Below are 21,522 nucleotides of genomic sequence, written 5' to 3'. Positions count from 1 at the left end.
TCCAGGGCATAGCGATGGATCTCCTTAGTCTAGAAGATCTTTCGTCGCTAGCTCCTCAGGATGTCGGTTAAATTCCTTTTCTTCGTTGTTGAAGAGTTTCCTTTATCGTTATGGAATTATATTTTCTTCTCTGGCCTTTTCCACCCATAAACGGTTTTTTGTTTTGAATCGGTTAAGGTCAGTTCTCCTGCTGGAACATTTTTACGAATGGTGCTGCCGGCACCAATGGTTGCATTTTTGCCAACGGTTACTGGTGCGACTAATTGAGTATCAGAGCCAACAAAAGCCCCATCTTCAATAACCGTTTGATGTTTATTTACTCCATCGTAATTACAGGTAATAGTGCCAGCGCCGATGTTTACTCCTTTGCCAATGCTTACATCACCAAGGTAGCTTAGATGGCTGGCTTTGCTGCCCTCATCAAATACTGCTTTTTTAGTTTCAACAAAATTCCCTATTTTGCAGCCTGCTGCCAGCTTTGTACCCGATCTAAGGCGGGCAAAGGGACCAATCTCACTATTGCTTCCTATATGGCAGCCCTCTAATACGCTGTTCGCCTGAATGGTACATCCTGCTTCCAGGGTTACATCTTTTAAGCTGCAATTAGGTCCTATGCTACAGCCATCACCAAGCACGACGCTCCCAGTGAAGACACAATTGATATCGATGTATACGTCCTTACCACATTCCAGACTGCCTCGCAGATCAAAGCGAGTGGCATCAGCGAGCATGACACCTTGCTCGAGTAATTGTTCCGCTGTTCTTCTTTGCCATACGCGTTCCAGTTGCTGTAATTGCAAGCGGTTATTTACCCCCTGAATTTCAAACAGATGCTGGGTTGCTAACGATGTAATCGGTGTTTGATTAGCGACCGCCATCGCGATAATTTCAGTTAAGTAGTATTCACCTTGGGCATTACTGTTGCCTAAGCGAGGCAGCCATACTTCCAAATCTGCTGCTCGTGCACAGCATATACCAGTATAAATTTCTTTTATTTTCTTTTCTTGCTCATTTGCATCCTTTTCTTCTACAATGGTACAAATTTCACCTAGGTTGTTGCGAATAATACGACCAAGACCGCGAGGGTCTTCAAGATGCGCAACCAGGAGTGCTAAGACGGATTGATGTGTGTTTGTTGGTGTTCCACATTCAATGAGTGACTTTAGGGTATCCATTTGAATCAGAGGAACATCTGCAGACAAGATCAAAACTTGTGCTTGTGGCGGAATATGGGGCAGGGCTTGCATCACGGCGTGGCCTGTACCCAGTTGTTCGGCTTGATGTACCCAATGCACAGGTAAATCAGGGAGTGAATTCTTTAATTGTTCACCACCATGCCCATAAATTACATGGATTGCATCAGGATTTAATTGCTGTGCGGTTTCTACTACCCGAGCAAGCATGGCCTTGCCCGCTATCTGGTGAAGAACCTTTGGGGTATTGGAATACATTCGCTTGCCTTGACCCGCAGCTAAAATAATAATTTGTAAATTCATGAGATTTGTGATTTCCTAGGTTAGGTTGTATGAATAGGAGTTGTATTGACCAGTCTGTTTTAAAGTTAATGATGTCAGGACTAGTATAATAAATGAGTTGCTGTTAAAGGAGTAGGGCAATGACAATATTTCTAAGAGTTTTAAAGATACTTATTAAAGAGCAATTAAACAAAACATCCCGTACATTGGAATGGCAAACAGGATATCCCTCTATTTATGACCAGTTATTATCATCGCAAAAAAAAATAATAATCGACGCACTTGAAGAAAAAATAGTTAAATTTGTTGGCACCGGAAATGATGAGGCTGATTCGCAAACCATTAATAAGCTTATCGAGGCGGCACGGGTGTTGGTACAAAAGAGACATGAAGACCACAAAAAACCACGTGATTCTGGTGATACGCTCGATATGCTGAGCAATTTAATTTTTCATACCAATGCATTTTTTTCCAAATTAGATGCATTTAATCAACCAGCAGAAGTCTCTGAAAATGATGATGGTCCTATTAAATTGCGCTTAATCAATCATCCTTATTTTCATACACCTGAAAATATTATTTATGATTATGCTGCACGTTATATCGGTAGCGAAATCTTTGAACCATCAAGCGGTATCGATTCTCAAATAAGAAAGCAAAAAGAAGATGCGGTGCTGACTAGAATTCAAGGCTTAAGTGAGGTTATTAAGCCGCAATTTGGCCTGACGGTCAGAAAGGAACGCTCTCTACAGGCACTTGCTGATTTGGCAAGTGATAATACACGAATTATTACTCCACCCACGACCTCCAGCTTTGGGATACCCTTTCTTTCTATCGGAGGCTTTTTCTCAGTGAAAATGCCAACTAAGCTATTTAATCCTGGAGAGGGTCGTTTTGGTAAATTGTTCAGCTTGGCTGAAAGCTTGGTTTCAGATATGAGCGAATTGGAGTTTCAACCTGCCGAGTTACCTTCGAGTGCCAGTGTAAACCAGCCGACGTAAAATGTCTCATGTAGCTCGTATTGTCGTTAATACGGCTACATTCTTGTGTTAATTCTGCAACTCACCACAGAGGTTGGACTCCATCAGCATTTTGATTTGAGAGATATCCAGATCTTTGCTTAATAAATACAATAATTTGCAATGAGCGGCTTCTGGAGTCATGTCATGGCCGCTGATGATGCCAGCCTGTTTTAAGGTATGCCCTGTGGCGTACTGGCTCATTTCTACTCGCCCTTGCTGGCATTGGGTGCAATTAATAATAATGATGCCCCGATCACAGGCTTCTGTTAGTAATTTTAAAAAACGTGGGTCGTTATTTTGTGCGTTTCCTGCCCCATAGGTTTCCAATATGAGTCCACGTAAGGGTTGGTGCAGAATATAGGTCAATACATCGGTGGCAAATCCAGGAAACAGGCGAAAATTTGCTATAAATTGAGGAGTAATTGTTTGCAGATGAAATGGTTTTTGTGGTGCTTGTTGTAACAGATGCCGATGCAATTCAATGTTGATACCTATCGAGGCCAGGTGAGGGTAGTTTGGCGAGTCAAAGGCATTAAAGCATTGCGCATTTATTTTTTGCGTACGGTTACCGCGCAATAAATGCTGGTTAAAGTAAATGCAGACCTCATGAATGGGTTGATGAGCGCACAGCCACAGTGAGGTAATCACATTATCCATTGCATCATTACGTACTTCTGATAAAGGAATTTGCGATCCGGTTACAATAACGGGCTTGCCTAAATTCTCCAGCATAAAAGACAGAGCAGAGGCGGTATATGCCATGGTGTCGGTTCCATGAAACACGACAAAGCCATCAAAGTGCTCGTATTCTTGAGCAATATCATGAGCGATGCGATTCCACTCTTGAACCGTCATGTTGGAGGAGTCGAGCAATGGCTGATACTCTTTAATCACATAATCAGGCATGTCTTTATGCTTTAAAGCCGAAATTTGGGCCATAGCCGTTTCTACATAGCCAGGAGAAGGTTCATAGCCATGTGGTGTTTTGACGCTGCTAATTGTACCACCGGTATTAATGATTAAAATACGTTTTTTCATCTGCATTAATTTTTCAGTTGTTTGGTTCAATTATATAGCGCTTTTGTCGGGATGGCGAAAAAATCAAAACAGCAGCAATTTTATTGGGAATACTTGACAGCTTTCATGCTGCACTGTAGAAATTAACGCCATAGGGATGTCAAGGAGATGGCAATGCAAAGCAAATGGGATTCAAAAAGTTCAGTACTTTTGCGGCAACAAATTAAAACTGCGATCGATCCACTGATAGCTCGCCATAAATATTATATTTTGGCTAAAGCAAATATGTTGAAAAATGTGGCAGATTATTTTTTTACCGAGAGTAATGAAGACTGCTTTCTGGACGTTACCCGATGGGTAGCCGGTCAGCTCGATGTAGCGCCTGTTGATAAGCAACTTCTGGAGCATCAATTTGAAGGGTGGGAGGATTTTACTGAAACCATTTTGGCAAGTGGATTAGGTTTGGTTCAGGAGGATGATTTTTTTGCGTTTCATTCTTTGGAAGGTATAAAGCCAGATACTATTGAGTTAATGAATAAATTGGCTCTTGCGTTAAGCGCATGCAGAATTTGTATTGGCATAGAACAGATTTATCGTGCTGTATTGGATCATCAGCATATCCAAACTCAAGAATTTGAACAATGTCTTGTTCAAGTGAAGGAATTAGCTAATGACTATAACGCCGGAGCTGGCTCAACGGAAGAATACGCTTTTTATTTAAGAACTTATTATTGCCGTGCCTTAACTTTGCAAAAAGCTTTGAAAGAACAATACATCAAGGTAAATGCGCATAAGGAGGATTTTGCCGAATTGATGCAAAAAGCCTTAGTTACTGTTTGTGAATTAATTAAGCATACTGGGGTAAAATTAATTGCGGAGGCTACTAAGTTTCCGAACAAAACCTGGCGCGGAGATGCTTGGAATGCGTTTTTGGTCAGATTGCTTAGCGAATTAGTTGCTCGATATTACCATTATACTTTTATCGTTTCTGGTTCCCTTTCATTAAATCTTGAGTATCTGGCATTATTAAGTACCGAACAAGCTACTTTTTCCTTAACAATGCAGGACCACATGCCCTATTTGAAATTGGCATTTTTGAATGAAGCAGAAATAGAGCTAGGAGCACTCATGCGCACGATGCAGAATGAGGCAGCACTATCCAGTATCATTTTGGTTGAAGAGCGACCAAAGGCATACAGCAGTGGAATTCTCGATCTATTATTTAGCCCTAAGGATGATCCATGGGGAGGAACAGAGGATTATGGGCCTCAGTATACAAGTCGAAGCTATGAATTCAAATAATATTTGCAGAATCAATTGCCAAGGTCTTGTACTTTGTGGAAAAATCAAGATATTAGCGGTTTAGTCTAAGCAGTGACATCATGGTGATTGATCGTGCCGGTTATCGGTTGAATGTAGGTATTATCCTTGTCAACAGTTCGGATAGAGTATTTTGGGGCAGGCGAAGCGGGCATGATGCCTGGCAATTTCCACAAGGTGGTTTGGCTGCAGGCGAAACGTCGTTACAAGCGATGTTCCGCGAATTGCATGAAGAAGTTGGGTTGGACAAGCATGATGTAGAAGTGATTGGTTCTACCAAGCGCTGGTTAAAATATCGGCTGCCGAAACAATACTTGCGTCATGGCAGTGAACCCTTGGTGATAGGCCAGAAGCAAAAATGGTATCTGTTAAAGCTGGTTTCCAGTGAGCAAAAAGTGAGATTGGATTTAAGTGATTCACCAGAATTTGATAGCTGGCGCTGGATTGATTTCCATGAGCCGGAAGAGCAGGTGATTTTTTTCAAGAGGCAGGTGTATATCCAGGCCTTAAAAGAATTGGAACCCTTATTAAAAACTCGCCGTACTCCGTACGGTTTGAAACGGAAGAGAGGTAATCAAAGGCCCTAGATGCTAAAAGTACTTAAACGGATTGTTCAGGACGTCACCGCGGCCCATCATTTAACTGATGCGCTTGGCATATTGGTGCAACGAATTCATAAAGCCATTAGTGCCGAGGCCGTTTCCGTTTACCTGATAGATAATAAACATGCAGAATATGTTCTCATTGCCACAGAAGGATTAAACAAGCAGGCTGAATTTCGAGTGCGCATTGCGCTTGATAGTGGCCTTATTGGTTTAATCGGCAGACGTGAAGAGCCCATCAATCTAAAAGATGCACCGGATCATCCTGATTTCTATCATAATCCTCTTCTTGGTGAAGAGCATTTAAATGCGTTTCTGGGTGTTCCTATTATTCAGCACCGAAAACTCTATGGGGTTTTAATTGTTCAACAAGTTGAACAACGTGCGTTCGATGATGCAGAAGAATCTTTTTTGATTACTTTGGCGGCTCAGCTGGGTGGAATTATTGCGCACGCGGAAGCAACCGGCGAATTGGCCGAATTGACCCAACCCAAATCATTTGGAACAGTAAGCAAAGTTGAAGTAAGCCAAACTGCTCTGACGGGTATTGGCAGTGTACCAGGTATTGGTATAGGGACTGCAGTTGTAGTTTATCCTATGGCAGATATAGACGCGGTTCCACGAAATCCTGTTGAAGAGTTGGATGAGGAAATAAATACCTTTTATGAGGCATTGGAAGCTGCCAGAGATGACATGCGTCGCCTGAGCAAACGCATGAAAGCAACCGTTGCAGAAGAAGAACATGCCTTATTCGATGTGTATTTACGTATTCTGGATAAAGACAGCTTAGGGGCTGAGGTAGAGCACGTCATCCGTGAAGAAAAAATCAGTGCGCAGGCCGCACTGGCCACCGTTATAAAAAAACATGTGTCGCAATTTGAGAGCATGGAAGATGATTATTTGCGTGAGCGCGCCAGTGATTTTCGTGATTTAGGCCGGAGAGTGCTCGCCGAGCTGCAATTGTCGCAACGCGAAGAAACGGTTTATCCTAAACGTACTATTTTGATTGGTGAGGAAGTCACAGCAGCTGCCTTGGCAGAAGTTCCTGAAGGACAATTGGCTGGGGTCGTCTCGGCAAAGGGCTCCAACAATTCACATGTTGCCATTCTGGCACGTGCTCTGGGCGTTCCTACTGTTATGGGATTGCGTGGTTTAAAGGCTGAATTAGTGTCCCGTAGAGCCTTGATCGTCGATGGATTCTATGGGCATGTTTATATCTCGCCCAACAAAACAATCTTAAGCGAATTTAAACAGCTGGCGCAGGAAGAGCTTGAATTAAATCAAAGTCTGGGCAGTTTACGGGAGAAACCGGCTGAAACCACTGACAGCTATAGAGTATCACTGCAGGTCAATACTGGTTTAGCTATGGATGCCGGCTTGTCGATGAGCGTTGGGGCAGAAGGCGTTGGATTATACCGTTCCGAAGTGCCGTTTATGAGTCGGGATCGTTTTCCTTCAGAAGATGAACAAACCATTATTTACAGACAGACGCTGAAGGCGTTTGCCCCACGTTCTGTGACCATGCGAACGCTGGATATTGGTGGTGATAAGGTGCTTCCCTATTTTCCCGTAGAAGAAGAAAACCCTTATTTGGGATGGCGAGGAATTCGCATCACTCTGGATCATCCTGACGTCTTTCTGGTCCAGGTTCGCGCGATGATGCGAGCGAGCGAAGAGCTGAACAATTTACGTATCATGCTGCCCATGGTGACCAATTTGAGTGAAGTTGAAGAGGCAACCTATTTAATCGAACAAGCATATGAAGAATTATTGGAAGAAGGGTGTGCGATTGAGAAACCCAAATTAGGGGTCATGATTGAGGTACCCGCTGCAGCTTATCTTGCGCGGGAAATGGCCAAACGGGTGGATTTTATTTCGGTGGGCAGTAATGATTTAACTCAATATTTATTAGCGGTGGATCGTAACAATGCCCGGGTTGCCGGCTTGTATGATGCCTTGCATCCTGCCATGCTCCGCGTTCTGCTCAAAGTGGTTGAAGGGGGGCATGCTGCTGGAGTGGAAGTCAGTATTTGTGGTGAGATGGCCAGCGATCCATTAGCGGTGATTTTATTAATTGCTATGGGATTTGATACCTTAAGTATGAACTCAGCCAGTTTACCCCGAGTTAAGTGGGTTATCAGGAATTTTGCTATCGCTAATGCCCGTAAAATTCTTGCTGAAGTGCTGGAGTTTGAGCATCCGGCGGAAATCCGGTTTCATTTGCAAAAAGCGCTGGAGGATGAAGGGCTTGGTGGATTGATCCGGGCAGGTAAATCATAATGTTACCTGATTTGCTGATGAGCGGAATCATTTATGTCTTTATCGGAGCTTTTGCAGGATTAATGTCTGGGGCTATTGGCATTGGTGGCGGGATTGTAATTGTCCCCGGACTGGTTTTTGTTTTTCAACTGAATCATGTTATTCCAGAACAACTAAGTATGCATGTTGCAGCCGCAACGTCATTGGCTGTAATCATCTTTACCTCATTAGTTTCGGTGAGGGTACATTATAAAATTGGTGAAATTCTTTGGCCGGTATTTAATCGGCTGTGGCCAGGGTTGGCTTTGGGGGTTGTGTCTGGGGTGGTCATTGCAGATGCAGTACCTACTTCCTGGCTGAAAATAATGTTTGGTCTTTTTTTGCTCTTTGTTGCTGTGAAAATGCTTACCAATTTGCGTGCAAACAACATAAAAAAAACTCCAGGATTCTGGCTTAATGGAATAATCAGTTATTTTATCGGGGTGTTGTCGGGACTATTGGGGGTGGGAGGAGGAGTTTTGATTGTTCCTTATCTTACCTATTGTGGTGTTGCGGCAAGAAAAATCGTCGGTGTATCCAATTTGTGTACCTTTGTGGTGGGGTTCATCGGTACCATTGTTTTTATGTTAACTGGTCAAAATGACATGGCCAACATAGCGTACTCAACTGGTTATGTATACTGGCCAGCAGTGTTTTTTGTAGGGCTCCCCAGTACTCTGATGGCACCTATTGGCGCCAGGTTACACTATTTATTACCGGTACATTACTTGACCTATGGTTTTATCGTACTATTAATTTTAACTGCTATCAAAATGTTATCTTAAAAAGGAACCTAATAAAGAATGCTCATCTTTCCCAATATTGATCCTGTTGCTTTTTCTTTGGGGCCTGTAAAAATACACTGGTATGGTTTGATGTATCTTATCGGTTTTATCAGTGCCTGGTTATTAGGCTATTGGCGCATTAAGCGTTATAAATTGAATTGGAATGCGGATCAGCTGAGTGATTTGATCTTTTATGGCGCACTTGGGGTTATTCTTGGTGGCCGGATAGGATACATGCTTTTTTATAATTTCCAGGAGTGGATTCATCAGCCCTGGGTTTTATTTAAAATCTGGGAAGGCGGGATGTCCTTTCATGGAGGTTTAATTGGTGTGGCGCTTGCTGTTTGGTTTTTTTCGTATAAATATAAGAAAACTTTTTTAGAGGTAGGCGATTTTGTCGCGCCTTTAGTCCCGGTTGGCTTGGCCGCGGGACGTATTGGTAATTTTATTAATGGCGAGCTGTGGGGGCGAGTAGTAGATGTTCCCTGGGCTATGGTGTTTGGTCATGTTGATAATCAGCCACGCCACCCCTCGCAGTTATATGAATTTGGTCTGGAAGGAATTGGTTTATTTGTTCTAGTATGGTGCTATGCATCGAAACCAAGACCTGTTGGCAGAATATCGGCTTTATTTTTAATTGGCTATTCCATTTGCCGCTTGATTGCAGAGTGCTTTCGACAGCCTGATCCACAAATGGGATTTATTGCTTTTGGATGGCTGACCATGGGACAAATATTATCAATTCCTATGTTATTATTAGGGCTTTGGTTATGGTGGGCTAAACGATGAACACGTACTTACAGTTGCTCGAGCACATATTACAGCACGGTGCTGAAAAAACGGATCGGACTGGAACGGGAACATTATCGGTATTTGGTTACCAAATGCGCTTCGATTTAAAAAAAGGCTTTCCTTTAATCACCACAAAAAAATTGCATATGCGCAGTATTGTGCATGAATTGTTATGGTTTTTAAAAGGTGACACCAATATTGGTTATCTGAAAGACAATGGGGTGACTATATGGGATGAGTGGGCTGACAGCAATGGTGAGCTGGGGCCTGTTTATGGCAGACAGTGGCGCAGTTGGCCAACTGCTGATGGACGAACTATTGATCAACTCAGCGACGTGGTGCAACAAATTAAAAGCAATCCTGATTCTCGCCGCTTAATTGTCAGCGCCTGGAATGTGGGGGAACTGGAGCAAATGGCTTTAATGCCTTGTCATGCTTTGTTCCAATTTTATGTGGCAAATAATCAGTTGTCCTGCCAACTTTATCAACGCTCAGCAGATGTGTTTTTAGGCGTTCCTTTTAACATTGCTTCCTATGCATTGTTGACCCATATGGTGGCGCAGCAATGCAACCTTGATGTCGGTGAGTTTATCTGGACTGGGGGTGATTGTCATTTATATCTTAATCATTTAGAGCAAGCCCGTACTCAGTTAGCCAGAGAACCTTTGCCGCCTCCTCAGCTAAATATTAAGCGCAAGCCCGGGTCTTTATTCGAATATTGTTATGAGGATTTTGAATTTGAAAATTATCAATTCCATCCTGCGATAAAGGCGCCAATTGCTATATAGGATGTTGTGTCTGCTGCCATTGAGCACAAGAGCAAGGCTCAAATAGGTCTGGCTCTCACTGTCACTAAGTTAAGAATAGTACGTCATCCAGAGTATAGCGAAGGATCTTCTGAATCCAGGGAGATCTTTCGTCGCTATCATCCTCTGGATGACGGCCATGTGTTTTTTTATTATACATGAGTTGGATTTTAATTGTCATATGTGGTTTAATGTTGCCGCTATTGACTATTAGAGACTCAATGTTGTGAAAACATTATTAATAATCCTGCTTGTTTCTTTGTGTTCTATTAATGTGCAGGCAAGTAAACTGAGCAAATTTTTAAATAAAATGGATGAAGAGCAAAAACAAAGGGACATACAGGAATGGCAACAAGATATGAATTTTGGTGATTTTGTCTTTCGCTTGCAACAGCGCTATACCGATAATCGGGGACAACGTTGCCGTGATTATGAGTTCCGCGCTCGCTCTAATCCTTATAAACACGGTCATTTTACGGTTTGTGATGAGCGATAATTGAGTGCTTCTCATAGCGAAGCACTTTTTTGTTAGTGATCTGCATGCTCTAACTTAACTCCATCTTGTTCCAGTGTTATAATGAGCGTAACCCAGCAGCCCAAGAAATTTGAACCGATAAGCTTAAATAGGGGAGTGTTCTGGTGTCGGTGTTGTGCTATATCACTTTAATAGTGAGAAGCCTGAACTGGCACGTTTTCTTCCCACCTAAACCCCAGGGTTCAAAGTCTTCGGCTGTTGGAACTTATCCTTTCATCCCCCGCGTCAAAAAATTTAATTGCCAAAAGTAAAGGTAAACAGTTCCAAGCCCGGCGCTTCAGGATTTATGTGCAGTATCCCATTGGTTTGTTTGGGAAAGGCAAGTACTTCATAAAGAGCGTATTTATCTACTAAAACGCTGCTATTGGATACATCGCGTCCTTTATTCATCTCTATTGGTTTACCATTGAAGAGCATCTTAACCGAAATCGGTTTTATGCTGTTATTGCCCATCACAACAAATACGCTCTTGGCATTAAAATGGATCTTTAGCGAAGAGTTTCCAGACATTGCCTTGATTTTCTCTGCACTAACCAGCCATAAACCGTGCAACGACCAGGCGTTGGTATTCAGTTTATCAGAAAAAGAATAGTCAACGGGTTGATCATGGATTAATTCAGGGCTTGATTTGTTCTCAGCGCGGGCAAAACCCAGATAGGTTTCTGGAGTAATTATATTATCGGTCAGTAAATGTTTGGACTCTGACGGCAATTGAGATTTATTAAGTTGTAATAAAAAACGGATATTATTTTCAGTCACGTCATATTCGCCTTCACCGAAGTGTTCATAAACCACTTTTCCTTGTTTGTTGATCAGATAATGAGCTGGCCAAAAGTAATTGGAGTAGTTTTGCCAGGTAGTAAATGAATTATCCAGAGCGACTGGATACTCTATACCGTAATTTTTTACAGCACGAGCGACATTCATCACTTTTTTTTCAAAATCAAATTCGGGAGTATGAATGCCGATAATTACTAATCCCTTATCGTGATAATTTTTATACCAGCGATTTAAATACGGTATTGTTCGTACGCAATTGATGCAGGAGTAGGTCCAAAAATCAATTAATATTACCTTGTTTTTTAAATCAGAGAGTTGTAATGGTGGTGAGTTTAGCCAGTGTTTAATCCCTTCGATTTCTGGTGCATCATAGGGGCGCCATAAACCGCGCTCCAAATAATTAGCGGTACGAATCCCTGATTGGGTAATTACAGTAGATGGAATTAATCCCGCCTCTAGACTGATCATGTAAATTATATTTCCTCCAATGATAAGGCCAAGAATTCTACGAATAAAAGACGAGTGGGTTTTAAAAAAAATGAGTGAGTCTCTGATTTTAAACCCATACAAGGTAATGATAAACATAGGCAGTGCTGCGCCAAGAGTAAAAGCTAATAAGGTTAAGAAGCTGAGAATAGTTGTTTGCTGAATAGCAATTTGTACAATCACTGCAGCAAGAATAGGGCCTGCACAAGGAGTCCAGATGAGCGCAACCAGCGCACCAATGAACAGGCCACTGCACAGCCCATTATTGTTTAAGCTGATGCGGGCATAATAGGAACCTGCCGCGGCAATTTTTTGTGTTAACTGACTAAATCGTTCTGTTAAATAGTCTGAAAGCAAAACCACAGCAAGCACCAGCAGCAATCCATAAGCAAGATAACGAAGCAGATTAAGATCAACTCCTGAAAACTGAACCAATTGGCGGGCAAAATAGGCAAATGCAGAAAAAGTGATGATAAAACCAATGATAATACCGAAAGAGCGCGTCTTCGAGCCAGTTAATGATCCTGCCAGGATAACAGGCAAAATTGACAAGATACAAGGAGAAAGGATGAGGGCAAAGCCCTCAAGAAAACCAAAGAACAGGGTGATTATTTCAGTATTCATCATGAGAGCTGGATTAGTCATAATTTAAGTATAGGCTATCTGATGAACCATAAAATTGACTGGGATAAACAAGGAATTGTCCACACTTATTACATGATTCACTTGTACTATAATTAACACAGGTCTTTTTTTATACAGTTGTTAATTCTTATCATGCCTAGAAATAATATGAATCAGCAGGGATTAAATGAATTATATAAAAACAGCTATGAACAATTGCCCTATGAAGCGTTCATTTTTGATTCAAATGGAGTCGTCCTCTCGGGTAATCAAGCATTTTGCAAGCTGATAGGTTATACCCCTGCAGAACTATCTCAGATGAATTTTATCCAAATTCAGCAAAATGAAGGAGTTGATAACCTGTTCGAACAAGTTAAAGCTCATGGGACAGTTTATAAACAAATCACTATCAGTCATCGAAATGGTACTGTACTTTCTAAACATATAGTGTATCAATTCATAAACTCGAATCAAATACAAGGCGTCATTACCAAAGTACATCATGTCAATAAAATGTTGAGTTCGTTACTCAATAATGAAGAGTTGTATGATGAAATTATTTCTAGCGTTCATGATGTCATCTATTTACTTGATTTAAAAAAGCAAAATGTTTTATATACCAGCCCTGCTTTCGAGCTTTTTTGGCAAGGAGAGCCTCTTAATTTAGCCAGAGGAGATTTTTGGCTTAGCAGCATTCACCCAGAGGATAGAGAACATTTTATACTTGCGTATGCCGAACAAAGGGAAACAGGGATGCTTGACACAATATTTCGTATTATTCAATACAATGGCACTATTCGTTGGCTCCACGTACGTGCCTATCCTGTCTATAATGATCAGCATATACCCTATCGAAGCGTTGGTGTCGCGGAAGACATCTCTACCCAGGTACGTTTAAGCCAGGAGCGGGTTGAGCATGAACATGTTTTGCAAAAAAACTTCAGCGAAACTATTTTTGCCTTAGCTAGTGCGCAGGAACAAAAAGATCCATATACTGTAGGACATCAGGATTCGGTAGCCTCTCTTTCTTTCGCTATCGGCCAGGAATTGAATGTGTCAGAGCATCAACTTACAGGATTAGTTTTTGCTGCTCATTTACATGATATTGGTAAAATTGGTCTTCCTGCCGAATTACTCACTAAACCGACAAAACTGAGTGCCATTGAATTCGAATACATAAAAACACATCCAGAGATTGGGTATAATATTTTAAAAAATATTCATTTTCCTTGGCCTATTGCTGACATTGTTTATCAGCATCATGAACGAATCAACGGTAGTGGTTATCCCAATAAATTAGTTGACCAGGATATTTTGCTGGAGGCTAAAATTATTGCTGTTGCTGACACTATCGATGCGATGGCTACTAATCGACCATATCGTGTTGCCGTTGGAATGAATGTCGCAATGGAGGCGCTTCAAAAAGGAAGAGGTACCGTCTACGATCCTTCAGTGGTCGATGCACTCAATAAATTGTATAAAGACGATAGAGTAACTGCTTATAAATAAATTATCGTATTGCTATAGACTGCATCAATAGAAAAAACTACCAATAAGGTGATCATTGTTGTTTGATGTGTATTGCACGGTGTTATACTGAAAAAGTATATATTGCAAATATAAAAAAAACTGACCGAGGAAGTAAATGGCACGTTTACATTGGATAAAACCCGTTCTGTTTTTTCTTATTAATTCCTTTTATGCTTCTGATTTCGAGCACACAAAGACAGTAACATTGAGTTTGGGGAAATCTTTTAGCCCTGGAGTTACCCATGCAGCATTTTTATAAGCCATCAGGTCTGTTTACTACTCAGTTAATTAATAGGACGAATATTTTATGAAACGGTTTAAATTTGTATTGATCGCCAGTTTGATGTGCCCCTTTCTTTCTCATGCGGCAGAGGCTATTTTTAATATTGTTGCGCGTGTTAAAGCCCCGCAAGTGGTGGTTGATGGCGATAGCCTGCGTGCTGTTTATTCGGTAGTCAATAATGCCGGTTTTAGCTTGCTGAATAATGGGGTGGTTAATCTTCCTTTCGGGGTGACTCAAATAACCAATGAAGCAGGCAGCTGTGGGGTGTCGTTTGATTTGAATCCTGGGGAAAGTTGTACTCTCATTTTAGGCATCAATACTGCATTAATGCCTTTGGGAATAAATTGGGGACCCAAAATTTGTCACAGTTTGAGTTATCCAGTTTATTGTTCTCTACCTTCGTCGTCTGATTTTATTTCTATTCGCAAAAGTCCTGAGATAGATGCAATTTTAGCAAAGCCTATCTATAAAAATTCGATATGGGGTATGCGGGTTATTGACAGTAATACCGGTGAGGTATTAATTGATTTAAACAGCAATTACAATTTTTTTGTCGGCTCCATAAGGAAGCTTTTTTCGATTGGAGAATACCTTCTCCAGGTTGGTGAACACTTCAGGTTTCGCACTCCGGTTAGCTACCAGGGTGTGATTGATAATAATGGCGTATTGCATGGTGATTTAATTCTTACTGCGAGCGGTGATATCACCATGGGCGGACGGAATTTACCCAATAATACAATAGCTTATACTGATCCTGATCATAGTATCGCACAAGCAGCTGGGAATGCTGTGCTCACTACACCCAATCCCCTGGCCGGTTATAACTATCTCGCGCAACAAGTATATAATTTTGGTATCAGGGAAGTCACAGGTGAAGTGATTATAGATGATCGCTTGTTTGTACCCTTTAATTTTAATGGTGAATATGATGTCTCTGCCATTTTTGTTAATGATGATCTGGTTGATGTTTCTATGAGCCCTTCGAGTTTAGGAACTCCGGCAATTGTTGATACAAGACCGGTTTCAGCAGCATTCACCGTGAATTCAACGTTGATGACTTCAGGTCCAGGCACAGAGCCAACTTACACTCTGAATCCTTTCCTTCCTGCTTGTATAGGAACTACTCCGTGCATCGGTACTGTTTCAGGAAATTTGCCTATTGATTTTATTCCTCCTATTACCAATGCATTTCCATTAGTGCAAACGTTTCGGATAGTGCAGCCTGCAAATTATGCACGTACGGTGTTTATCGAGTCGCTGGTTGCGTCTGGTGTAGTCATTAATGCTGCTCCTGTAGCTCAAAACCCGGTCCCGCCAGCAGGCGTTTATATGCCTGTTACAGAGCTGGTTTCACTTCCCTTTTCTCAATTTGCAAAATTTGTTTTAAAAACAAGCTATAACGTGGGTTCTGATACTATTTTTGTTCTGTTTGGCTTAACACAAGGTGTCAATAACATGGCTGATGCCCTGGTGGTCGAACGCAATATGCTGGTGAATCAGTACGGCATCCCTGGAGATCAATTCCTGTTTGTTAATGGCAGTGGCTCTGGAGATACTCTTGCAACGAATAACGCAGTAGTTAAATGGCTGCAGATTATGAGACAACCCCTTACTTTCCCTGCTTTTTTTCATGCTTTGCCAATTATGGGTGTTGATGGCACTCTTAGCGCGGTTAAAGATTTTCAGGCAGATCCTTCTCTTATTGGGGCAACTGGTCAGGTCTATGCAAAAACAGGCACTTATGCCGTGGGACAAGTATTAAAGGGACAGGCATATGCAGGATATATTAATGCCAGATCCGGGCGTCAGCTGACTTATCACGTTGTAGTAAATAATGTACCCGTTAATTCAATTGAAGAGCTCTTTAATATATTTCAGGATCAGGGGACAATCTCAGCCATTTTGTGGCGTGATTTTTAAAGGCATGACGGCTTGCTCTGAGTAAGCCGCCAACTTAATCCGTTTTGTGCCGTATATCTTTTCTCAGGGCGCTGCCATCCGATGGTCTAGGCGCTCACTCTTTAATGACATTTTTAACGTGAGAGCCAAATTTAATACATCATTGGCGCATCAGTTTCATAACTGACGCCAATCCTTCGATACAATCAGCGCTTTGAAACGTCTCGAGAGCTGTCATTAAAAACGATGGTAACTCACACCCCAATGCTTATCAGTACCAACGTGTAACGGCATTTTTTCGGCTTCCTTTCCAGCATCACGATCATCCTGAAAATAAAATATAGCCTGGTGTAAAAGTTTAGTTGATGGTGCCCATGACACAGATTATGAGGATCCTGAGCAAAAATCAGATCATTTGAACCATACATCTATTTTCTGTGTTATAATTATTCTTTTTTGATTTGTAGTACTTATAGGAGAGAAATATATGATTGAGAAGAGTGATATTAGTACGGAGCATGGTTTCGAGCATGGTTTCGAGCATGGTTCTGCTTCCTTTGACGAACATTACTCGCCAACGTTATTTAGTGGGAAACGCACAACAGAGAGCAATAAGTCGTCAAAGGTGTTCGAAACCAACAATACCGACAATTTGCTTAATGCTCAAGGTGTACATGCGGATGGGCATTCATCTAAAAGCCAATCTTGCTGTACAATTTTCTAACCATATTTATTAGTGCCTATCCGGAAAAAAATGGACTCGCACTAGTAATAGCAGAAATGCAACGGAACTCTTATCGCAGTGACTTAACCAATAAGCAATAAGCAATAAGCAATAAGCAATAAGCAATAAGCAATAAGCAATAAGCAATGGCAATTGATAAAAAATCCCATCTACCGTCAGAGAAAGAACGAGGCAGGCCAAGGACGACCGCTCTTCACGAAGTAGTGAACGCACTCATCAATAATAGATTGAGCTAATACATCCTCCAATAAGGGCTCATAATGAGGTAACCACAAAGGAAGTGCTCTCTTTAAACGCTTACCACACATCTCATTCGTAACAAGCCATATCCTGGAGTTGCTTTATATATTGCTATTTTGGCTATTTTTTGTTATCTTCAGGCTCTTTTTTTGCTAAAAAATTAGCCTGTGGAGCGAAGTAAAGAAATGCCGCCTAAAGATATGCCTGTAGTCGATGGAGATAATTTAATGCTCGATGTTATTCCTGTAATGAATACCAACGGATCTAATATTCTTCCAATACCAGAGAAAGGAAAAGTTGTGGAATTGCGATACTTTGATGTTTCTCCTCCTGCGACACCGACAAACAGAGCAGATAGCGTAGGATTTACTCGCCCAAATAATAGCGTAAATGATGAACAGCATTTAGATTTACTCGCCCGTATTTTTTTGCCAGCTAATAAAGAACGCCATGTTAACGAATTGTATCTCAATAAGCCGTATTTGACTGAATATGTTCCTTATGATGATCGTATAGATAAATCCCTAAAATTTTTACGTTTTGATATTGATAACTTAAAAAAGTTGCTCACTGTTTTAAAGGATAAAGAATCCATTATATTTCGGTTTATTATGCGTCGTGGCTATGAGGAACACTCCATCTTGACTCTGTTTTCATATGGCGATGACCAATATACTATGTCTCATGGGCAGACTGCTTACGGAAAAGAGGGGGCAATGGGGCATTGTATGGCAGCGGGAGCTATCCGTTTTACGCGTGTCGGCGACGTTGTTTCCATTGCGTCTCTATCTCATAAATCAGGTCATTTTATGTGTGCGGACCGTTCTTTATTGCTTCCATTTAGAATGATTCTTACTCACTTTAAGGACTACATTAATAATGATATAAGCATTTTGGGAATCAATACAGAGCATGCTCTGGCAAGTCTCTCTAGAGTGGATTTAGAGTCCCGTCTAGCAGCCCTCAATATCCAGGATAAGGTTACTTTTATAACGAGTAGGTTGACTATGGAGCGAGCGAATAAAGCGGTTCAGTATTTACATTATAGCCAAATAATAGATGGCCTGATACGTGATGCAAGAGTGTTGGCTCAACAGATAGGCTATCCAATAACGGAAGAACTAGGTGCTGTTCAGAATTATGACATGGTAACAGTCTTTCACATTAGTGATTTAAAAATACAGTCTTTACAGTTAATTGAACTGATTGCCAAGGGGAAAGCTTTTTTCGGCACACTTACCCTGGATTTTTTATTGCATCACATCGATGGTCTGGAACAAGCCATCACCGAGTGTACTATGGCTGAGTCAATGCAGGATGTATTCGATGCCCAAATGCAACAACCCACTGTCAGTCCACAAGACCAAATTGAGATAAGTTTTTTTCAAAAGGTTGCTAGACCTTCCAGCCTTGGTTTCTTTTCAATACCTCTTATTGGCCAAATGCAGAATAACAATCGGCAGGGCAGCGTCATACATGACCCCAGTCCTGGATGCAAGAAGTAATTCAATAACTTGTTAGATAACGAGATAGAGATGCAGCCGCATACAGCTTCTTGTTTCAGTGCTTTGTCAGCACCTGAGCTCTGATAGGCTTTGCGCTCTTTCTCCTGTAAGGTTCTGAAAGAGCAGAGGTCATACCTGTTTTGTTATCACCGATTAGGGCTGGGTCCATACATGATACTATTATCTGAACGGATACAGCTGCAATTGCGGCTTTTGTCTCAATTAAAATGTGCCTGCGGTACTATTGTTCTTCGAATGTACGGAAAATCTCAGGTAATGGTATGGATTTACCTTGGATATAATCAACCCAGACAACTTTACTCATTCCTTGTGCCATCAGAATTTCATCTTGATAGAGATCGTGATCCATGACCATACTGGACTTGCCTACACTGTGTACGGTGCTGATGATAGTCACCGTCGCAGGGTAGACAACAGGCTTCAGGAAGGTACAGGCTACCTGAATTACCACAGGACCCGTGCTTTCTGTCATGTTAATATTCAGATCTCTTAACCATTCAATCCGAGCTTCCTGAAAATAATCAAAATAGCGGGCATTGTTGACATGGCCTAATGCATCCATATCACCCCAGGCGATGTCAAAAGTTTTCTGATGAACGGTCTTTTTGTTATCGGTCATGATAAATCCATAGGATCAACGTCCACATTCCAGCGAACGCCATTGCTTAGTTTATTTATTGTTAACCACTCACGTAATTGCGTCAATGAACTTTTTAATACTTTTCTTGATGGGGATTTAATTAATAGTTGCATACGATGCTGATTCGCTTTGCGAGGAAGAGGGGCAGGAGCAGGCCCCATAACGGTAAGGGGGTGAATTTTGATTTGATCTTTGGTGGCATGTAAAAATTTTAAAACGCTGCTGACGGAGCTTCCCTGGGCTCTGATCACCGCTAAATAATGATATGGCGGTAATTCGGCTTCCTGACGATTAGTCAGTAATGCTTCCGCAAACTCATCATAGCCTTGTTTGATAAGTACATTAAGTAGTGGATGGCTGGGCAGATGGGTCTGAATGAGCACTTGGCCTGCGTGCTCTGCTCTTCCTGCCCGTCCGGACACCTGAGTTAATAATTGCCCTAAATGCTCTAATGCTCTGAAATCCTGATTGTAAAGTCCGGCATCGGCATCGAGAACAACGACTAGCGATAAACGGGGAAAATGATGTCCTTTGGCCAGCATTTGAGTGCCAACTATAAGTTGTGCTTCTCCATTGGTTATTTTTTCTAAATGCTCATCCAACGCGTTTTTCTTGCGAACCGCGTCACGGTCAATGCGTAACACTTCTGTATTGGGAAAATGTTGGCTAAGAAATTCGTGAACTCGCTGAGTTCCAGCACCTACTGGTATTAATTCCTTGCTGTGGCAGCTTTTACATTGAACGGGCATTCTTTGCGTTAACCCACAATGATGGCAAATCATTTGACCTGATTGCCTATGCAGAGTCAGATGACTGTCACAGGCTTTGCAATCCGCCATCCAGCCGCATTGATGACAGAGTAATACTGGAGCAAAACCTCGACGATTAATAAAGACTAAAACCTGGTTTTGCTTGTTTAAATGCTCAGCAATAACGTGCAGAGTGGGGGAGGCCAGTCCATGTTGCAACTGCTGGGAACGAAGGTCGATTAATTGATAATGCAAGGGCACTGTCGACAGGGCTTTATGATTTAAGCGCAGCAAGGTGTATTTATTTTGTTTGCAATTATGCAGGCTTTCCAGGCTGGGGGTGGCTGAACCAAGAATAATGGGGATATTGGCTAAATGAGCACGCATTAATGCGGTGTCACGGGCAGAATAGCGCACGCCTTCCATTTGTTTTAAAGAGCTGTCATGTTCTTCATCTATAACAATTAATCCCAAGTTTGGCATGGGGGTAAAGACTGCTGCCCGCGTGCCAATCACCATTTTGACATGATTGTCTTTTGCCAATTGCCAGGCTATCTGCCGCTCTGTTTCATTCAGGTTGGAATGAATGACAGCAATAGGTTCTTTAAATCGTGCGGTAAAGCGCGCAAGCAATTGGGGTGTCAAACCAATTTCTGGAACCAGAACTAAAACCTGTTGGCCTTGTTCAAGAACTTGTGCAATCACCTGCAGATAAACTTCAGTTTTGCCACTACCAGTCACTCCTTGTAACAAAAAACATTGAAATTGAGTGCGTTGTCCTAAAATGGTAGTGACTGCAATTGCTTGCTCAGGATTTAGTGCCAACGGAGAACTAAGTGTTTGACTTTCCCGTTCTGGAATGACTATGCATTGGGATAGGGAAATAAGCTCCGCCGAGACTAAAGCCAATAGCTGACTTGAATTAAATCCCATTTTGGTTAATAAGAGTTTTGAAACTGGTTCCGAATGATTATTTAAAAACTCTATTAATTCCAGCTGCTTACGAGAACGCGCTGATATTTTAATTTTTGCCTGTTCCAGAGGGACTGTCAATTGATAAAAATCACCCATTGGTAATTGGCAGGGCTCGCCCAGACGATATTTTTTGGGGATGGCCAAGGGTAATACTTCGGATAATGGAGATTGATAGTAGTTGCCAATCCAGAAACAGAGCTCAAGCAAATCTTTATTAAAAAGAGGCTTTTCATCAATGACCGAGCTAATACTTTTTAATGACTTGGTTGACGTTTCATTTGCCCCTTGGATGTTAACTACGATTCCGAGGCGGGTCTGGTTGCGAAAAGGCACCCAGACTCTGGCACCAATACAGGGCTCAAATCCACCGGCATCGTAGTCAAAATAATCGCG

Annotated in this window: 18 protein-coding genes; 13 read left to right on the top strand and 5 right to left on the bottom strand. The window is 41.7% G+C overall.

The genetic code is table 11. The annotated features are described in order from the left end of the window. Positions 1 to 116: 116 nt before the first annotated feature. Positions 117 to 1,496 (bottom strand): bifunctional UDP-N-acetylglucosamine diphosphorylase/glucosamine-1-phosphate N-acetyltransferase GlmU, encoded by a 1,380-nt coding sequence (gene glmU / locus Q0495_RS13860; RefSeq protein ID WP_298627343.1) that lies wholly within the window; start codon positions 1,494 to 1,496, stop codon positions 117 to 119. Positions 1,497 to 1,615: 119 nt separating this feature from the next. Here glmU and Q0495_RS13855 point away from each other — a divergent pair, with 119 nt between their 5' ends. Next, positions 1,616 to 2,476, top strand: a complete 861-nt coding sequence (locus tag Q0495_RS13855; RefSeq protein ID WP_298627341.1) for a hypothetical protein — start codon at positions 1,616 to 1,618, stop codon at positions 2,474 to 2,476. A 48-nt stretch (positions 2,477 to 2,524) separates the two neighbouring features. Here Q0495_RS13855 and ansA read toward each other — a convergent pair whose 3' ends face one another. Next, positions 2,525 to 3,535 carry an asparaginase gene (gene ansA / locus Q0495_RS13850; protein WP_298627393.1) on the bottom strand — a complete coding sequence of 337 codons (1,011 nt, stop codon included), beginning with the start codon at positions 3,533 to 3,535 and terminating at the stop codon, positions 2,525 to 2,527. Between the two features lie 153 nt (positions 3,536 to 3,688). Here ansA and Q0495_RS13845 point away from each other — a divergent pair, with 153 nt between their 5' ends. The 8 genes from Q0495_RS13845 (at position 3,689) to Q0495_RS13810 (ending at position 10,613) form a co-directional block, all read left to right on the top strand. Beyond that, positions 3,689 to 4,816, top strand: a complete 1,128-nt coding sequence (locus Q0495_RS13845; RefSeq protein ID WP_298627340.1) for a hypothetical protein — start codon at positions 3,689 to 3,691, stop codon at positions 4,814 to 4,816. Positions 4,817 to 4,899: 83 nt separating this feature from the next. Continuing rightward, positions 4,900 to 5,421, top strand: coding sequence for an RNA pyrophosphohydrolase (locus Q0495_RS13840; RefSeq protein ID WP_367274433.1), 522 nt, complete (start codon positions 4,900 to 4,902; stop codon positions 5,419 to 5,421). Further along, complete coding sequence (gene ptsP / locus Q0495_RS13835; RefSeq protein WP_298627336.1) at positions 5,422 to 7,716, top strand: phosphoenolpyruvate--protein phosphotransferase; 2,295 nt, start codon at positions 5,422 to 5,424, stop codon at positions 7,714 to 7,716. It abuts the gene before it with no gap. Next, positions 7,716 to 8,519: a sulfite exporter TauE/SafE family protein gene (locus tag Q0495_RS13830; protein ID WP_298627334.1), complete on the top strand. Its 804-nt coding sequence runs from the start codon at positions 7,716 to 7,718 to the stop codon at positions 8,517 to 8,519. Before ptsP ends, Q0495_RS13830 begins: the two co-directional genes overlap by 1 nt. An 18-nt stretch (positions 8,520 to 8,537) precedes the next feature. After that, entirely contained in the window at positions 8,538 to 9,308 is a 771-nt protein-coding gene (lgt, locus tag Q0495_RS13825) for a prolipoprotein diacylglyceryl transferase (RefSeq protein ID WP_298627332.1), read from the top strand. Beyond that, on the top strand, positions 9,305 to 10,099 hold the full coding sequence (gene thyA / locus Q0495_RS13820; protein ID WP_298627330.1) for a thymidylate synthase: 795 nt from the start codon (positions 9,305 to 9,307) through the stop codon (positions 10,097 to 10,099). Before lgt ends, thyA begins: the two co-directional genes overlap by 4 nt. 6 nt (positions 10,100 to 10,105) lie before the next feature. After that, entirely contained in the window at positions 10,106 to 10,279 is a 174-nt protein-coding gene (locus Q0495_RS13815) for a hypothetical protein (protein ID WP_298627328.1), read from the top strand. A gap of 64 nt (positions 10,280 to 10,343) precedes the next feature. Beyond that, positions 10,344 to 10,613, top strand: a complete 270-nt coding sequence (locus Q0495_RS13810; RefSeq protein WP_298627326.1) for a hypothetical protein — start codon at positions 10,344 to 10,346, stop codon at positions 10,611 to 10,613. 273 nt (positions 10,614 to 10,886) lie between these two features. Here Q0495_RS13810 and Q0495_RS13805 read toward each other — a convergent pair whose 3' ends face one another. Further along, positions 10,887 to 12,545 carry a cytochrome c biogenesis protein DipZ gene (locus tag Q0495_RS13805; RefSeq protein ID WP_298627324.1) on the bottom strand — a complete coding sequence of 553 codons (1,659 nt, stop codon included), beginning with the start codon at positions 12,543 to 12,545 and terminating at the stop codon, positions 10,887 to 10,889. 150 nt (positions 12,546 to 12,695) lie between these two features. On the opposite strand from Q0495_RS13805, the gene Q0495_RS13800 reads away from it, so the two are divergent. The 4 genes from Q0495_RS13800 (at position 12,696) to Q0495_RS13785 (ending at position 18,744) form a co-directional block, all read left to right on the top strand. Continuing rightward, a complete protein-coding gene (locus Q0495_RS13800) occupies positions 12,696 to 14,051 on the top strand; it encodes an HD domain-containing phosphohydrolase (RefSeq protein WP_298627322.1) in 1,356 nt (451 codons plus the stop codon). Between the two features lie 328 nt (positions 14,052 to 14,379). Continuing rightward, positions 14,380 to 16,275 carry a D-alanyl-D-alanine carboxypeptidase/D-alanyl-D-alanine-endopeptidase gene (locus Q0495_RS13795; RefSeq protein ID WP_298627320.1) on the top strand — a complete coding sequence of 632 codons (1,896 nt, stop codon included), beginning with the start codon at positions 14,380 to 14,382 and terminating at the stop codon, positions 16,273 to 16,275. A gap of 466 nt (positions 16,276 to 16,741) precedes the next feature. Then, on the top strand, positions 16,742 to 16,978 hold the full coding sequence (locus Q0495_RS13790) for a hypothetical protein (RefSeq protein ID WP_298627318.1): 237 nt from the start codon (positions 16,742 to 16,744) through the stop codon (positions 16,976 to 16,978). Positions 16,979 to 17,424: 446 nt separating this feature from the next. Beyond that, positions 17,425 to 18,744, top strand: coding sequence for a hypothetical protein (locus Q0495_RS13785; RefSeq protein ID WP_298627316.1), 1,320 nt, complete (start codon positions 17,425 to 17,427; stop codon positions 18,742 to 18,744). A gap of 241 nt (positions 18,745 to 18,985) precedes the next feature. Here Q0495_RS13785 and Q0495_RS13780 read toward each other — a convergent pair whose 3' ends face one another. Together Q0495_RS13780 and Q0495_RS13775 are read right to left on the bottom strand one after the other, a co-directional pair. Then, positions 18,986 to 19,384, bottom strand: coding sequence for a thioesterase family protein (locus Q0495_RS13780; protein WP_298627314.1), 399 nt, complete (start codon positions 19,382 to 19,384; stop codon positions 18,986 to 18,988). Then, positions 19,381 to 21,522: primosomal protein N' (locus Q0495_RS13775; RefSeq protein WP_298627312.1), on the bottom strand; the 2,142-nt coding region annotated here is incomplete at its 5' end. The genes Q0495_RS13775 and Q0495_RS13780, both read right to left, overlap by 4 nt.

Source organism: uncultured Legionella sp., from assembly GCF_937871865.1.
Lineage (GTDB): Bacteria > Pseudomonadota > Gammaproteobacteria > Legionellales > Legionellaceae > Legionella.
Note: the sequence above shows the minus strand (reverse complement) of the source record. Positions and strands in the feature narration are given on the sequence as shown.

What these genes read in the sequence shown, in the direction of transcription:
- Q0495_RS13795 (WP_298627320.1), top strand. Translation starts at nt 14,380, where the DNA reads ATGAAACGGTTTAAATTTGTATTGATCGCCAGTTTGATGTGCCCCTTT.
- Q0495_RS13785 (WP_298627316.1), top strand. Translation starts at nt 17,425, where the DNA reads ATGCCGCCTAAAGATATGCCTGTAGTCGATGGAGATAATTTAATGCTC.
- ansA (WP_298627393.1), bottom strand. Translation starts at nt 3,535, where the DNA reads ATGAAAAAACGTATTTTAATCATTAATACCGGTGGTACAATTAGCAGC.
- Q0495_RS13800 (WP_298627322.1), top strand. Translation starts at nt 12,696, where the DNA reads ATGCCTAGAAATAATATGAATCAGCAGGGATTAAATGAATTATATAAA.
- Q0495_RS13780 (WP_298627314.1), bottom strand. Translation starts at nt 19,384, where the DNA reads ATGACCGATAACAAAAAGACCGTTCATCAGAAAACTTTTGACATCGCC.
- thyA (WP_298627330.1), top strand. Translation starts at nt 9,305, where the DNA reads ATGAACACGTACTTACAGTTGCTCGAGCACATATTACAGCACGGTGCT.
- ptsP (WP_298627336.1), top strand. Translation starts at nt 5,422, where the DNA reads ATGCTAAAAGTACTTAAACGGATTGTTCAGGACGTCACCGCGGCCCAT.
- Q0495_RS13855 (WP_298627341.1), top strand. Translation starts at nt 1,616, where the DNA reads ATGACAATATTTCTAAGAGTTTTAAAGATACTTATTAAAGAGCAATTA.
- lgt (WP_298627332.1), top strand. Translation starts at nt 8,538, where the DNA reads ATGCTCATCTTTCCCAATATTGATCCTGTTGCTTTTTCTTTGGGGCCT.
- Q0495_RS13790 (WP_298627318.1), top strand. Translation starts at nt 16,742, where the DNA reads ATGATTGAGAAGAGTGATATTAGTACGGAGCATGGTTTCGAGCATGGT.
- Q0495_RS13830 (WP_298627334.1), top strand. Translation starts at nt 7,716, where the DNA reads ATGTTACCTGATTTGCTGATGAGCGGAATCATTTATGTCTTTATCGGA.
- Q0495_RS13805 (WP_298627324.1), bottom strand. Translation starts at nt 12,545, where the DNA reads ATGATGAATACTGAAATAATCACCCTGTTCTTTGGTTTTCTTGAGGGC.
- Q0495_RS13845 (WP_298627340.1), top strand. Translation starts at nt 3,689, where the DNA reads ATGCAAAGCAAATGGGATTCAAAAAGTTCAGTACTTTTGCGGCAACAA.
- glmU (WP_298627343.1), bottom strand. Translation starts at nt 1,496, where the DNA reads ATGAATTTACAAATTATTATTTTAGCTGCGGGTCAAGGCAAGCGAATG.